The 14993-nt window shown below is 38.8% G+C and carries 13 protein-coding genes; 12 read left to right on the top strand and 1 reads right to left on the bottom strand.

The window, feature by feature from the left end; translation table 11 throughout:
• Positions 1–38 precede the first annotated feature (38 nt).
• From ahrC to AC4G3O_RS04515, 7 genes are all read left to right on the top strand, one after another.
• The gene (gene ahrC / locus AC4G3O_RS04545) at positions 39–488 is read left to right on the top strand and encodes a transcriptional regulator AhrC/ArgR (protein WP_066104923.1); all 450 of its coding nucleotides are present in this window, start codon (positions 39–41) and stop codon (positions 486–488) included.
• Between the two features lie 17 nt (positions 489–505).
• On the top strand, positions 506–2218 hold the full coding sequence (gene recN, locus AC4G3O_RS04540) for a DNA repair protein RecN (protein ID WP_066104921.1): 1713 nt from the start codon (positions 506–508) through the stop codon (positions 2216–2218).
• 182 nt (positions 2219–2400) lie between these two features.
• On the top strand, positions 2401–3687 hold the full coding sequence (spoIVB, locus tag AC4G3O_RS04535) for a SpoIVB peptidase (protein ID WP_066104920.1): 1287 nt from the start codon (positions 2401–2403) through the stop codon (positions 3685–3687).
• Positions 3688–3946: 259 nt separating this feature from the next.
• A complete protein-coding gene (gene spo0A / locus AC4G3O_RS04530) occupies positions 3947–4738 on the top strand; it encodes a sporulation transcription factor Spo0A (protein WP_066104919.1) in 792 nt (263 codons plus the stop codon).
• 453 nt (positions 4739–5191) lie between these two features.
• Positions 5192–5917, top strand: a complete 726-nt coding sequence (locus AC4G3O_RS04525) for a glycerophosphodiester phosphodiesterase (protein WP_140462039.1) — start codon at positions 5192–5194, stop codon at positions 5915–5917.
• Between the two features lie 655 nt (positions 5918–6572).
• Positions 6573–6803 (top strand): helix-turn-helix transcriptional regulator, encoded by a 231-nt coding sequence (locus tag AC4G3O_RS04520; RefSeq protein ID WP_491135887.1) that lies wholly within the window; start codon positions 6573–6575, stop codon positions 6801–6803.
• Positions 6803–7105, top strand: a complete 303-nt coding sequence (locus AC4G3O_RS04515) for a hypothetical protein (RefSeq protein ID WP_066104914.1) — start codon at positions 6803–6805, stop codon at positions 7103–7105. Before AC4G3O_RS04520 ends, AC4G3O_RS04515 begins: the two co-directional genes overlap by 1 nt.
• Positions 7106–7437: 332 nt before the next feature.
• Here AC4G3O_RS04515 and AC4G3O_RS04510 read toward each other — a convergent pair whose 3' ends face one another.
• The gene (locus tag AC4G3O_RS04510; RefSeq protein ID WP_066104911.1) at positions 7438–7686 is read right to left on the bottom strand and encodes a DUF2627 domain-containing protein; all 249 of its coding nucleotides are present in this window, start codon (positions 7684–7686) and stop codon (positions 7438–7440) included.
• Between the two features lie 148 nt (positions 7687–7834).
• Between AC4G3O_RS04510 and AC4G3O_RS04505 the strand changes: the two genes are divergently transcribed.
• The 5 genes from AC4G3O_RS04505 (at position 7835) to AC4G3O_RS04485 (ending at position 14982) form a co-directional block, all read left to right on the top strand.
• Positions 7835–9898: a sigma-54 interaction domain-containing protein gene (locus AC4G3O_RS04505; RefSeq protein ID WP_066104908.1), complete on the top strand. Its 2064-nt coding sequence runs from the start codon at positions 7835–7837 to the stop codon at positions 9896–9898.
• A 330-nt stretch (positions 9899–10228) separates the two neighbouring features.
• Positions 10229–11326: a branched-chain amino acid dehydrogenase gene (bcd, locus tag AC4G3O_RS04500; protein WP_066104907.1), complete on the top strand. Its 1098-nt coding sequence runs from the start codon at positions 10229–10231 to the stop codon at positions 11324–11326.
• A 208-nt stretch (positions 11327–11534) separates the two neighbouring features.
• Positions 11535–12956, top strand: coding sequence for a dihydrolipoyl dehydrogenase (lpdA, locus tag AC4G3O_RS04495; protein ID WP_066104904.1), 1422 nt, complete (start codon positions 11535–11537; stop codon positions 12954–12956).
• Positions 12957–12990: 34 nt separating this feature from the next.
• A complete protein-coding gene (locus AC4G3O_RS04490) occupies positions 12991–13995 on the top strand; it encodes a thiamine pyrophosphate-dependent dehydrogenase E1 component subunit alpha (protein WP_139892477.1) in 1005 nt (334 codons plus the stop codon).
• A 3-nt stretch (positions 13996–13998) separates the two neighbouring features.
• Positions 13999–14982 (top strand): alpha-ketoacid dehydrogenase subunit beta, encoded by a 984-nt coding sequence (locus tag AC4G3O_RS04485; protein WP_066104899.1) that lies wholly within the window; start codon positions 13999–14001, stop codon positions 14980–14982.
• Positions 14983–14993 lie beyond the last annotated feature (11 nt).

Below are 14993 nucleotides of genomic sequence, written 5' to 3'. Positions count from 1 at the left end.
AGGTATGGAAGGCATTATATTGAGAGGTGTCAAACTAGATGAATAAAGGTCAAAGACATATAAAAATACGTGAAATCATTACAAATAATAATATTGAAACACAAGATGATTTAGTGGATATTTTAAGAGCGGAAGGGGTAAATGTTACGCAAGCGACTGTATCAAGAGACATTAAAGAACTGCATCTGGCAAAAGTACCAATGCAGGATGGACGCTATAAATACAGCCTGCCAGCAGATCAGCGCTTTAACCCTTTTCAAAAACTTAAACGGGCATTGGTAGATGCGTTCGTGCGAATTGATTCAGCCAACAATCTATTGGTCATGAAAACATTACCAGGTAATGCTCAGGCAATTGGTGTGTTAATGGACAATTTGGATTGGGAAGAGATTCTCGGAACGATTTGCGGAGATGATACATGTTTAATTATTTGCAGAGATGAAAAAGATGCTGAAATCATATCAAAACGTTTTCTTGATATGCTTTAAGAAAGTTGGGATGAAAGATGTTATTGGAACTCTCCATTCGTAATTTCGCCATCATTGAATCACAAACGCTCTCCCTCGATAAAGGTTTGACTGTACTTACTGGTGAAACAGGTGCCGGTAAATCTATAATCATTGATGCAGTACAGCTATTGGCCGGTGGACGAGGATCGTCTGAATTCATAAGACATGGTGAAGAAAAAGCTGAACTGGAAGGTTTGTTTCAGTTGCCGGATTCATTACACCCAGCCATAGAGAAAGCAAAAGAATTTGGGATTGAATCTGAAGACAATATAATTATTATCAGAAGAGATATGTATACCTCAGGGAAAAGTGTGTGCCGAATCAATGGGAAGATGGTTACAATCTCAACCTTAAGAGAGGTAGGGAGAAAATTAATTGATATTCATGGACAGCATGAACACCAGGAGTTAATGGATCCCGATTTTCATCTCCCTTTATTGGATCAATTTGGCGAGCAGGATATTAAACAATCTCTGACTGAATATCGGAAGCTTTATAAGCAATATAATGAAACCCGTCAGCAAATGAAAAAATTAAGTGAAAATGAGCAGAAAATGGCACACAGGCTTGATTTGATACAATTTCAATTTGATGAGATCCAAAAGGCTGAATTGGAGATTGATGAAGAAGAGCAATTAATGGAGGAAAAGCATAAACTGAGTAACTTTGAAAAGGTTCACCAAAGTCTACATAATTCCTATATGTCCTTAAATAATGAGAATGGCGGACTTGATTGGGTCGGTAATGCGATGACAGACCTACAAGGAATTGAACACATTGATGAACAATATAAAGAGTTATCTGAATCAGTGAAAAATGCGTTTTATATTCTTGAGGATGTAACAAGCTCGATTCGTTCCCAATTGGATTTATTGGAGTTTGATCCTGAAAGACTTCATGATATTGATGCAAGACTTAATGAAATTAATCATTTGAAGCGGAAATATGGTAAGACGATCAAGGAAATTCTGGAGTATGCTGCAACCATTGAGGAAGAGATTGATACGATATTGAATCGCGAAACACATCTTGAAAAATTAAAAACCCAGCTATCAGCTTTAGAGAAAGAAGTAATCCTAGAGGGCACAAATCTGTCAGAGCTGAGACAAAAATATGCACATCTTCTAACGGACGCAATCCACCGTGAACTTAAAGAGCTGTACATGGATAAAGCCGTATTTGAAGTGTATTTTCATCATTCTGGACAAGATCAATCCAATCTTATTGGTGAGAACGGGATAGATCAGGTGGAATTTTATATTTCTGCTAACCCTGGCGAGCCTGTAAAGCCGCTATCCAAAACAGCCTCCGGTGGAGAACTTTCACGTATTATGCTGGCTATCAAAAATATCTTCTCTCAACACCAGGGAATCACATCGATTATCTTCGACGAAGTAGATACAGGAGTCAGCGGACGGGTTGCACAGGCAATAGCCGAAAAGATATACCGTGTGTCGGAAGGCTCGCAGGTATTATGTATCAGTCACTTGCCGCAGGTAGCAGCTATGGCAGACATTCATTTATTTATCTCTAAGGAAATTACAGAAGGCCGTACAAAAACGAATGTCAAACCGCTTGAAAAAGAGGAACGAGTAATAGAGATTGGCCGAATGATTTCCGGTAAAGAATTAACAGCTTTAACAGAAGAGCATGTAAAAGAAATGCTGAATCAGGCTGATCAAATTAAATACAATATAAAGACAAACTGAGGAGCGTTCTCCTCAGTTTTTTTCAATACTATTGTCTCCTCATTAAAATTATCTTATGTAAATATTTTACCATTGTTATTCCTATCCATAATGGGTAGCTTTTTATTTTGTACTTTTGTTATAAAGTCAATCCCTCTCGGCAAAATTATAAGGGTAGCCATAGAAACGAGGAGAGTGAATGGATGAAATCGATATCAATAAGAAAATGTTTCGGTGTATTTCTCCTTGTTTCGCTGTTAGCCGTTATTTTTAGCCACCCAATGCAAAAATATTTTGAAATTCCCACCAAACTTACTTTATTTGAAGGACAAAATAAATCATTTAAAAAAAGCCAGTTCCTTAACGCAGAAGTGGTCTCTGCAAACTCTGGAGTTTTAATTGATAATCGTTCCAAGGCTCTGAATATTAAGGGCTCTAAAAATGGGTATAACCAAGTCGTTTTTAATATTGCAGGTATTCCTGTTAAAACGGTTGACATAGAGGTTTTAAAGGATTTTAAGGTAATTCCGGGAGGGCAATCCATTGGAGTGAAATTGAATACATTGGGTGTCCTTGTGGTAGGCCATCATCAAATAGCAACCGAGAAAGGCAATCTTTCGCCAGGTGAGATTTCAGGAGTGCAAGTTGGAGATATTATTACTGCTATAAACGGGAAACCAATTACCAAAATGCAGGATGTCGCTCCTTTCGTTCAGGAATTTGAGAAGAATAATAAACCGCTGATTGTAGATATATTTCGGGATAATGTAAAATTGACCAAACAATTATCTCCTTTAAAGGATAAGAATGAGAAAGTATTTAAATTGGGGTTATATATTCGTGATTCAGCTGCGGGTATAGGTACAATGACCTTTTACCATCCACAGACGAGAAAATATGGGGCTTTAGGTCATGTTATTTCTGATATGGATACAAAAAAGCCAATTGTAGTGAAGGATGGTCAAATTGTTAAGTCAACCGTTACCTCGATAGAAAAAGGAAGCAATGGAAATCCTGGAGAAAAGCTGGCTCGTTTTGCAGCTGATCGGGAAGTAATCGGGAATATAAACCGTAATTCTCCATTCGGTATTTTTGGACGGTTGAATCGGCAAGTGGACAATGGAGTAAATGATACACCAATGCCAATTGCTTTATCAAATGAAGTCGAAGAAGGACCAGCTGAGATTTATACAGTTGTGAACGGAAATAAGGTAGAGAAATTCGATATTGAGATAATCAGTACTATTCCGCAAAAATTTCCGGCAACTAAAGGAATGGTTTTGAAGGTTACCGATAAAGATTTATTAAGCAAAACTGGCGGGATTGTGCAAGGAATGAGTGGGAGTCCAATTATACAAAAAGGGAAGGTTATTGGCGCAGTCACGCATGTTTTTGTCAACGACCCAACAAGCGGATACGGAGTTCATATTGAATGGATGCTCAATGAAGCAGGTATTAATATCTATCAAAAGGATCAAAAAGCAGGGTAATTCAGCCTGCTTTTTCCTTTTATTGGTAGTACAATGGGGAGTAGAGTGGAGATTTTTCGACAATTGAATAATATTATTTGCATGTTAAGACGAAAACAGTCGAAATAAAGAGGATTCAGGAGCAAAACTTGTATTAATATATAATTTTAAGTATTTTTCATTTTTTCAATGCTTTTTATATTGCAATGTCGAATTTCTCGGTTAGAATAAAGATTAGAAATGATAGAAAATAAAGGAAATGTCTGAGGAGGATATCTGGTTGAAAAAAATAAAAGTATGTGTCGTTGATGACAATCGTGAACTTGTTGCTTTATTGGAAGAGTATATATCAGAACAGCCGGATATGGAGATTACAGGGGTTGCCCATAATGGACAGGATTGTTTAAGCATGCTTGAACAGCAAACGCCGGATGTTTTAGTACTTGATATTATCATGCCGCATTTGGATGGTCTGGCCGTTTTGGAGCGAATTAAAGATTCTCAAAAAGGAACGAGTGTTCCGAATGTCATCATGTTAACTGCTTTTGGCCAGGAAGATGTTACGAAAAAAGCGGTTGAACTAGGAGCGTCATATTTTATACTTAAACCATTTGATATGGATAACCTTGTCAATCATATTAGACAGACAGGTGAAAAGGGTGCTGGCATAGCGAGAACGAGCACATATACACCGCGTCAGCCATCGGAATCTAAGCCTCTAAACCTTGATGCAAGTATCACTAGCATTATCCACGAGATTGGGGTACCTGCGCATATTAAAGGCTATATGTATTTACGTGAAGCAATTTCTATGGTTTATAACGACATTGAACTGCTTGGTTCGATTACTAAAGTCCTTTATCCGGATATTGCGAAAAAATTCAACACTACTGCGAGCCGTGTAGAACGTGCTATTCGACATGCAATTGAGGTCGCATGGAGCAGAGGAAACATTGAATCCATCTCCTCATTATTTGGATACACAGTCAGTATGACGAAAGCGAAACCGACAAACAGTGAGTTTATTGCAATGGTCGCTGATAAGCTTCGACTCGAGCATAAAGCATCTTAATCATATGTAATTGACGTACTTGTGATCTAACCCTTAGTGGTGCGACGCGATTAATTAATAAACCTTATGTACCAACTGTCTGGTTTATTATCATAAAGAGGTATCTGTGAAATGAAATTTGCATGGATACTTCTTTTCTTTCTAATCATCTGACCTTTAATCTGGATTAAATACCACATATTAGCTACAAAAGTCTACCCGTTTTGTTTTAACCCCTTCTTCATGTACTCCCCTAGCTTTATGCCTTGCAGATTTTCCTAATCTTGTGAGACTCAAAAATGAAAGAACAGCTACCTTTACGGGAATACTGTTTAATAATTACCTCCAGAGAAAATATCCTACTTCCTCCGGTTTTGTTAGTTTGTATTCTAAATCCTGTCCTATAAAATAGATGCATGAAATAAACTGATATAGGGAATAGGAATTTATATGTTTTGAACGGAGGTATGAATATTGACATTAATATTTGGACATAGAGGATATGCTGCTGTGTATCCGGAAAACACGATGATTTCTTTTATCGAAGCCTTTAATGCAGGTGCAGATGGGATTGAATTGGATGTACAATTAACGGAAGATGGTGAGCTTGTTGTCATCCATGATCTAACGGTTGACCGTACGACAGACTCAGAAGGTAATGTTCGTGATTTTACTCTTGCAGAGATTAAAAAGCTCAATGCTGCCAATAACTCCAAAACTGTAGAATTTGCTAGTATACCTACTCTTCGGGAAGTTATGGAGTGGTTGGCTACAAATGATTTACTATTGAACATTGAATTAAAAAATGGGGTATTTCCCTATCCAGGCATGGAAGAAAAAGTGATTGAAATGATTCGTGAGTATGACATGGAAGAGAGGACGGTTTTGTCCTCGTTTAATCACTATAGTATGGTCTATTGTCATCGATTGGCTCCTGAGATTGAAACAGCGCCATTATACTCAGATGGGCTATATATGCCCTGGATTTATGCAAGCTCGATAAAAGCGAAAGGGATTCATCCAAAATACAAAGCAGCACCTAATGAAATCATTGAGGAATCTATGAAAGCTGGGATTGCAGTCAGGCCTTATACGGTGAACCGCAAAGCAGATATGAAGCGATTATTTAAGGTGGGATGCACTGCATTTATTACGGATGACCCAGATAAAGCGATTCAGCTCAGGAATCAATATCAATAATTTCATCTGAACTTATCCATTTTCGTGGTATATTTATCCATATAGATGAATAGGGGATGATGAATTGTTAGTGTTACTCTGTATCGTCGGCTGCATAGTTATAGGGTATTTTACCTTTGCGATATTTGGCTACTTATATGGCGGTATAATTGTTTTGGGAATAGTATTAGGATGTCTTGTCAGAAGCTTATACCTTATAACTAAGGTACATAATTATCTTTTAAAAGATGAGCCAAGAAAAGATAAAGTAAAAGAGGCCTACCAAAAGTATTTGCAAGAAGGCAGATCATATAAGTAGACTAAAATGGGCAGCCTTTGGTTTAAAATTAGATATATGCGTACATAAATAGATCAACTAAAGTAGGATATAGCAATAGGATATCTTTTGGTTGGAGCCTTTCTAATCGTGATATAGTCGAAGCGTGGAATCGTGTTTCGTGAATAGCATTATAACAGACGAACGTATTGTATACGTTCGTTTTTTAGTATGAAAAAAGGTATTTCGGAAATGGAAAACGAATATATACTTTTTCAGCTAACGGTTAGAAGAGTGGAATGAGGTTACCAATTTTAAACTAATTTGTAAAACAAACTTTACTTTTGGTAAAATTAGTTTTACAATTAACTTAACAAATATTTACAAAGGAGGGCTTGTGTGGGAGGAGAGGAATATTTATTATCAAATAGAATTCGTATTCTAAGAGCCGAACGAAAAATGACTCAACAGGATTTAGCTAAAAGCGCAGGGGTTAGCAGACAGACAATTATTTCGATAGAAAAAGGTAACTATACCCCGTCATTAGTGCTAGCCTTTGATATTGCAGAAGCTTTTAATGTTGGGATTAATGAAGTATTCCAGTATAGAAAAAAAGGGGAGGGGTTATAATGGCAGTGTTTCTGCTTATCGCTATAATCGCGTATATATTGATCTTTTTTGGTTCTGTGTTCTTTAGTGTGAAATTCCAATTTGGAGACGAGAGTAAGGATGAGAGAGGGAAGGGTATATTAAACACATCTTACTCAATTGCTTTCCCGATATTCATATTAGGATGGTTCTTTATTTTTTTAATTGATGAATTTATAACACCATTTTCTTTTGATGGTTACAAAATGGCTATATGGTTCTTATTAACTGGAACCTATATTATTCACGCTGTTAGTTTATATAATTTGAAAAGGATTTCATAAAGTTTACTGGAAGTTCAGCCATTAAATAAAATAGTTTTACATCTTTTAGAACTAATTGCGAAATTAGGTCAATTAAGGAGACAGCCAATAAAAGCTGTCTCCTTCTTTAGTCATAAGTACCAAGGTTACGAACAAATCCTTTTATAATTCCCTCACCTCCTGCCTTATCCTCATATAGCGATTAATATAAATAACATTTCAATTACCAACTCTTTTAAATATGTGTCATAAAAAAAGACCAAATCATGTAGGATCTGGTCTTCAAAATTGGTACTTCTATTGGCACCCTTGCAAAACTTAATGGTTGTATGCCTGTAAGGATCACCTGAAATTCATTTACGGACAGGTTTCTCACTAAATCGATTTTGAACTTTATTACGTTTTCGATCGCGATAAAACACGAATCCGGCAATAAAAGAAAGTCCGCCAATAAATAATAGTAAACCTAATAAAAATTGTACCCAAAGGGCAGGCAGCATTGGGCTGAGTCTGCCAAAAATCATGTCTCTCATCCATTTAATTCCGAGTGCGGTTAGAAGGCCCGGAATCAATAAAAGCGCAAAGGCGATTATCCGTTGCAATTCATCACGTCCTGATTAAGTGTATTTCTATCTTCAACTTTATAAAATATAGAAAATTTGTCAAGTTTATTCAAATAACTTATGATAGAGGAAACAATGAAAAAATTTGCACTATTCTGCACCTTCACTTCAAAAGGAGGAGATTGCCTTGCAAACAGTTTTGATTATTGGGGCGGGCACTGGAGGGCTATCCATTTTAAAAATCTTACTTGAGGCAAAGGATTATCAGGTTATAGGAGTAGTGGATCGTCATTCGAGTGCAGTGGGACTTCAATTAGCTGAACAAAATCATATAAAAACAGGCAGTGACTGGGTAGATTTTATCACTGATGGCTCGGATATCATTTTTGAAGTGACAGGGGATGAGCAAGTTTACCAGGATATAGCCCGCCATAAAAGTAATCACACTCTTTTAGTTCACGGGCAGATTGCCTTTCTGTTAGCCAATCTGATTCAAGAGAAAGAAAGTTTAATCAGGAAGTCGAAAGAAGAGGCATATTTACATGAATTAGTTTTGAATGCGACCGATAACGGGATGGTGCTTATTAATACAGAAGAGAAAATCATCTTTTTTAATCAGGCTGCAGCAACGATTACCGGTGTCCCCAGAAAACAAGCAATCGGTCAGCACATACATAGAGTTATTCCTGCGTCCCGTCTTCCTGAAATCCTCAAAACAAGAAAAACGGAGAGCAATCAACGGGCTCATTTGGATAAAAATTTAGATGTGGTAACAACCAGAATGCCTATCAAGAATGAAGAAGGCGGTTTACTGGGAGCTTTGGCCGTTTTCAAAGGAATCACGGAATTTACAAGCTTAGCAGAGGAAATTACAAATTTAAAGCATATTCAAAACATGCTCGAAGCTATTATTCATTCGAGTGAAGATGCCATAACTGTAGTGGATGAGGATGGGAATGGAATCTTAATTAATCCTGCGTATACCAGAATTACCGGGTTGACCGAAGAGGATGTCCTGGGCAAACCTGCTACGGCAGATATTACAGAAGGTAAAAGTATGCATATGCAGGTTTTGAAAACAAAAAAACCTGTCCGAGGCGTACGAATGAAGGTGGGGGCATCGAACCGGGATGTGGTGGTTAATGTAGCACCGATTATGGTGAATGGTTATTTGAAGGGAAGCGTTGGCGTCATTCATGACCTTTCTGAAATACAAAGCCTGACACAGGAATTGAAAAGGGCGAGACAAATCATTCGTAATCTAGAAGCTAAATATACATTTGACGATATTATTGGCCAATCTAAAGAGATGAAATTGGCATTGGAGCAGGCCCGTTTATGCGCCCGTACGCCAGTTACCGTATTATTGAGGGGTGAATCGGGTACAGGCAAGGAACTATTCGCCCATGCAATCCATAATGCCAGTGATCGAAAATATAATAAATTCATCCGCGTGAATTGCGCAGCGATATCGGAGTCGCTTTTAGAGAGTGAGTTATTTGGCTACGAAGATGGAGCTTTTTCAGGTGCAAAGCGTGGCGGTAAACGAGGACTGTTTGAAGAAGCCAATAATGGCAGCATATTTCTTGATGAAATTGGTGAGCTTTCTCAAAATATGCAGGCGAAGCTTCTTCGCGTTTTGCAGGAGAATGAAATAGTTCGTGTAGGAGGAACCAAGCCTATTTCCATTGATGTGCGTGTGATAACAGCGACCAATGTCAATCTTGAGAAAGCGATTGCAAAAGGAAACTTCAGAGAAGATTTATATTACCGAATTAACAGAATGCCTATATATATTGAGCCTTTAAGGGAACGTAAGGAAGATATTCCCCCATTATGCGTCCACTTAATCAAAAAGTTGAATTTGGAGTATGGCCGAAGTATTGAGGATATAAGCGGTGAGGCACTCATCATGCTTCAGGAATATGATTGGACTGGAAATGTAAGGGAAATAGAGAATATATTAGGGAGAGCCATAATTTTTATGGATCAGCATGAAAAAATTATACAAAAGAGGCATTTACCTGAAAAATTATTGAAGGCTGCAGAAGGTTCTCCTAACCATACAATCGAAAAAAGATCAACAATAAATGATAAACAAAGTTTAGCGGATCAATTGGATGAAGTGGAGAAAAGCATTATTATGCGTTCTTTAGAAAAGCATAATGGGAATAAAACTGCTGCCAGCCGTGATCTAGGTTTGTCTATTCGTAATTTTTATTATAAATTGCAAAAGTTTAGTCTTGAATAAATTTGCATGCAGAATTTTTCGTATGTGCAAATTTTTGCAGGTTCTATGAAAAAAGATTCTTCTAAAAAGGTAGATTACTCAACAAAATTCATGTTGGCACGATTCTTGCATCTAAAGACTGTGGGTGGACCAAAACAAGGGGCCAAGATGGTGGCTTGAGTTTTACAGCAGCTGTGCTGTTCATAACAAGTCTGCAGAGGAGGCAAGTTCAAGTACGGTCAACACCCTAAAAGGACCTAAAAAGCCAAATAACTTCATTTTAAATCTTAAAGTGTGAAAAGGTCAGTAAAAAGTAAAGGTTAGACCGAAGATAGAGAGGGGAAATGAAAAATGGAAATTTTTAAATATATGGAGCAATATGATTATGAACAATTGCTGTTTGTACAGGATAAACAATCTGGTTTAAAAGCTATTATTGCCATACATGATACAACCCTCGGACCTGCGCTTGGCGGCACAAGAATGTGGACATATGATACAGAGGATGCTGCAATAGAGGACGCTCTTCGATTAGCGAAGGGAATGACGTATAAAAATGCAGCTGCCGGCCTGAATCTCGGCGGAGGTAAAACCGTTATTATCGGTGATCCGCGTAAAGATAAAAATGAAGAAATGTTCCGTGCCTTTGGTCGTTATATTCAAGGGTTGAATGGAAGATATATTACGGCTGAGGATGTAGGAACAACAGTGGCTGATATGGATATTATCCATGAGGAAACGGACTATGTAACGGGTATTTCACCTGCTTTTGGTTCATCAGGAAATCCATCCCCTGTCACTGCTTATGGCGTGTACAGAGGAATGAAAGCAGCAGCAAAAGAAGCATTTGGCACAGATTCGCTGGAAGGAAAAGTAATCGCTATCCAGGGAGTAGGAAACGTAGCCTATAATCTTTGTAAGCATCTACATGAAGAGGGTGCACAATTAATAGTTACAGATATTAATAAAGAATCAGTGAATCGTGCTGTGGAGGATTTTGGAGCAAAAGCAGTGGATCCTGAAGATATATATAGTGTCGATTGTGATATCTATGCACCTTGTGCGCTTGGTGCAACTATAAATGATGAAACTATTACGCGAATCAAAGCAAGAGTAATTGCGGGTGCAGCTAATAATCAATTAAAGGAAACTCGTCATGGAGATGCCATTCATGAAATGGGTATCGTTTACGCACCTGATTATGTAATTAATGCCGGTGGGGTAATTAATGTCGCGGATGAATTATATGGCTATAACAAGGATCGGGCGTTGAAAAAAGTAGAGGGTATATATAGCAATATTGAAAGAGTCATAGAGATTGCTAAAAGAGACGGAATTCCGACCTATGTTGCAGCGGACCGAATGGCTGAGGAGAGAATTGAAAAATTAAAACAATCCAGAAGCCAGTTTTTATTAAACGGCCGCCATATACTAAATCGTCGCCGTTAGAGTCACCTGAGAATCAAGAGTCCGTATACGTGTAAACTTGCGGATTCTTGTTCTCTAATAAGGCTCATTTTTGGTTTGTGAATGAGGGTTAACTTAATAACCTCTGACCATGTGGTAAGACCAGTAGAATTAGGATGGAGTTATATGAGAAAGTGTGTATCCCTTAAATATTAAGTACTGAATATAGATGTTAGGATGTGGATTTTAAATGGCAACTGATTATGATTTGGTCATTTTGGGCGGTGGCACAGGCGGCTATGTAGCAGCCATAAGAGGCTCCCAGTTAGGTTTGAGAACAGCTATTGTTGAAAAGGGCAAGCTAGGCGGAACCTGTCTCCATGCTGGATGCATACCGTCAAAAGCACTTTTACGCAGTGCTGAGGTCTACCAAACTATCAAACATGCAGAAGAGTTTGGTGTGGAAGTATCCGAACCTCGTCTAAATTTTCTAAAGGCACAGGAAAGAAAAGAAAGAATCGTTGAACAGCTCCATAAAGGTGTGCAACATCTAATCAAACAAGGAAAAATCGATTTATATGAAGGGTATGGACGCATTCTTGGACCATCCATATTTTCGCCAATGCCAGGGACCATTTCAGTTGAGATGAATAATGGAATGGAAAATGAAATGTTAATTCCGAAAAATGTCATTATTGCAACAGGTTCAAGACCAAAATCCTTGCCGGGTTTAAAAATTGACGGTGAATTCGTAATGACATCAGATGAAGCTTTACAGCTATCCGAATTACCATCTTCTTTGCTTGTTATCGGAGGAGGAGTTATTGGAGTAGAATGGGCATCCATGATGGCTGATTTTGGAGTAGAGGTAACTATACTGGAATACGCAGATCGTCTTATACCAACAGAAGACCGAGATATTTCGAAAGAGATGCAAAGGATCTTAAAGAAAAAAGGTATTAGGATCGTTACTAGAGCAAAAGTAATGCCAGAAACGCTGCAAACTGGACAGGGCGTATCCATATCCGCAGAATTAAACGGAGAAAAGAAGGAATATAAGGCTGAAAAAATTCTTGTATCGGTTGGTCGCCAGGCTAATGTTGAAGGGATTGGTCTTCAAAACACCGATATACAAATTGATAACGGCGTAATAGCTGTTAATGAGTTTTATCAAACAAAGGAATCGCATATCTATGCCATTGGTGATGTGATTGGAGGCATGCAACTGGCTCATGTCGCAAGCCATGAAGGAATCACTGCAGTGGAGCATATAGCTAACCAAAGTCCACATCCTATCCAATACGATTTTATTTCCAGATGCATATATAGTAGTCCTGAGGCAGCAAGTGTAGGAATCACAGAAGATGAAGCTATTCAGCGCGGTCATAAGGTCAAGGTCGGAAAATTCCCGTTCAAAGCAATTGGAAAGGCATTGGTCTTCGGAGAGTCAGACGGTTTTGTGAAAATGATTTCTGATGAAGAAACGGATGATTTATTAGGTGTACATATGATTGGCCCGCATGTAACAGATATGATTTCTGAGGCAGGCTTGGCCCTTGTATTAAATGCTTCAGCTTGGGAGGTTGCTCATACTATTCATCCGCATCCTTCATTGTCTGAAGTGATTGGAGAAGCAGCTCTGGCTGTTGATGGAAAAGCGATTCATTCGTAAAAATTTGAGCAAGGCTTTAGAGGAGGTTTACTAAATGACAAAAAACAGGCATGAAGTCCTGGGATTAACGGACGAAATGGTATTGGAAATGTATGAAACAATGCTGATGGCAAGGCGTATAGATGAAAGAATGTGGCTGTTAAATCGCTCTGGGAAAATTCCGTTTGTGATTTCCTGTCAGGGTCAGGAGGCAGCTCAGGTTGGAGCAGCTTTTGCCCTTGATAGGGAAAAGGATTATGTACTGCCTTACTATCGCGATATGGGGGTAGTTCTAACATTTGGTATGACACCAACTGAGTTGATGCTCTCAGGATTTGCCAAGCAGGAAGATCCAAACTCCGGCGGCAGGCAGATGCCAGGTCATTTTGGTCAGAAGAAAAATCGAATTGTAACAGGATCATCGCCGGTTACCACTCAAGTTCCCCATGCAGTCGGAATCGCATTGGCTGGAAAAATGGAAAAGAAAGATTTGGTTACATTTGTAACTTTTGGTGAAGGTTCATCAAATCAGGGAGATTTTCATGAAGGTGCCAATTTTGCTGGTGTACATAAACTCCCTGTTATTTTTATGGTTGAAAATAATAAATATGCGATTTCGGTACCAATTGAAAAACAATTAGCCTGTGAAAAAGTGTCAGACCGAGCTATTGGATATGGGATGCCTGGTGTCACAGTAGATGGCAATGATCCGCTCGAAGTGTATAAAGCTGTTAAAGAGGCTGCTGACCGTGCCCGACGCGGGGAAGGCCCTTCTTTGGTTGAAACTGTATCCTACCGGCTTACTCCGCACTCAAGTGATGATGATGATCGAAGCTACCGTGCTCGAGATGAAGTGGAAAAGGCAAAAACGGAGGATCCGATTCTCACATTTGGGGCGTATTTAAAGGAAATTGACCTTCTGGATGAAGAGAAAGAAACAGAAATCAATAAAAGGGTCATGAAAATCGTAAATGAAGCAACAGATTACGCTGAAAATGCTCCGTATGCAAAAGCAGAAGATGCTTTGAAGTTTGTATATGCTGAGACGGAAGGAGAGTAAACCATGCCTGTCATTTCATATATCGATGCAATAACCATGGCGATGAAAGAAGAAATGGAACGAGATGAAAAAGTTTTTATCCTTGGTGAAGATGTTGGCAGAAAAGGAGGAGTGTTTAAGGCTACAAACGGGCTGTACGAGCAATTTGGTGAAGATCGAGTAATTGATACGCCTTTGGCTGAATCTGCTATTGCGGGGGTAGGAATCGGAGCTGCAATGTATGGAATGCGACCGATTGCAGAAATACAATTTGCGGATTTTATTATGCCGGCAATAAACCAAATCATTTCTGAGGCTGCCAAAATCCGCTATCGGTCCAATAATGATTGGCATTGTCCGATGGTCATACGTGCTCCTTACGGTGGTGGGGTACACGGTGCCTTATATCATTCACAATCAGTAGAGGCCATTTTTGCCAATCAGCCTGGTTTAAAAATTGTTATGCCATCTACACCATACGACGCAAAAGGGCTTTTAAAAGCAGCAATACGTGATGAAGACCCTGTACTTTTCTTTGAGCATAAACGTGCGTACCGTCTGATCAAAGGGGAAGTCTCCAATGATGATTATGTATTGCCGATAGGCAAAGCGGATGTAAAAAGGGATGGAGATGATATTACGGTTATCACTTATGGACTTTGTGTTCACTTTGCGCTTCAGGCTGCTGAAAAATTAGCTCAGGATGGAATCTCAGTGCATGTTTTAGATTTAAGGACAGTGTATCCCCTCGATAAGGAAGCAATTATCGAGGCTTCCTCCAAAACTGGTAAAGTGCTATTGATAACGGAAGATACGAAGGAAGGCAGCATAATAAGCGAGGTGGCGGCGATCATTGCCGAGAACTGCTTGTTTGAGCTGGATGCACCAATTAAACGTTTAGCAGGTCCTGATCTTCCGGCGATGCCATATGCTCCAACTATGGAAAAATATTTTATGGTCAACCCGGAAAAAGTGGAAAAAGCCATGAGAGAATTAGCAGAATTTTAAACTGATTGCGA

Source organism: Bacillus sp. z14 (2026) (genome assembly GCF_058313575.1).
The sequence above is the reverse complement of the archived record's forward strand: the minus strand, read 5'-3'. Positions and strand labels throughout refer to the sequence as shown.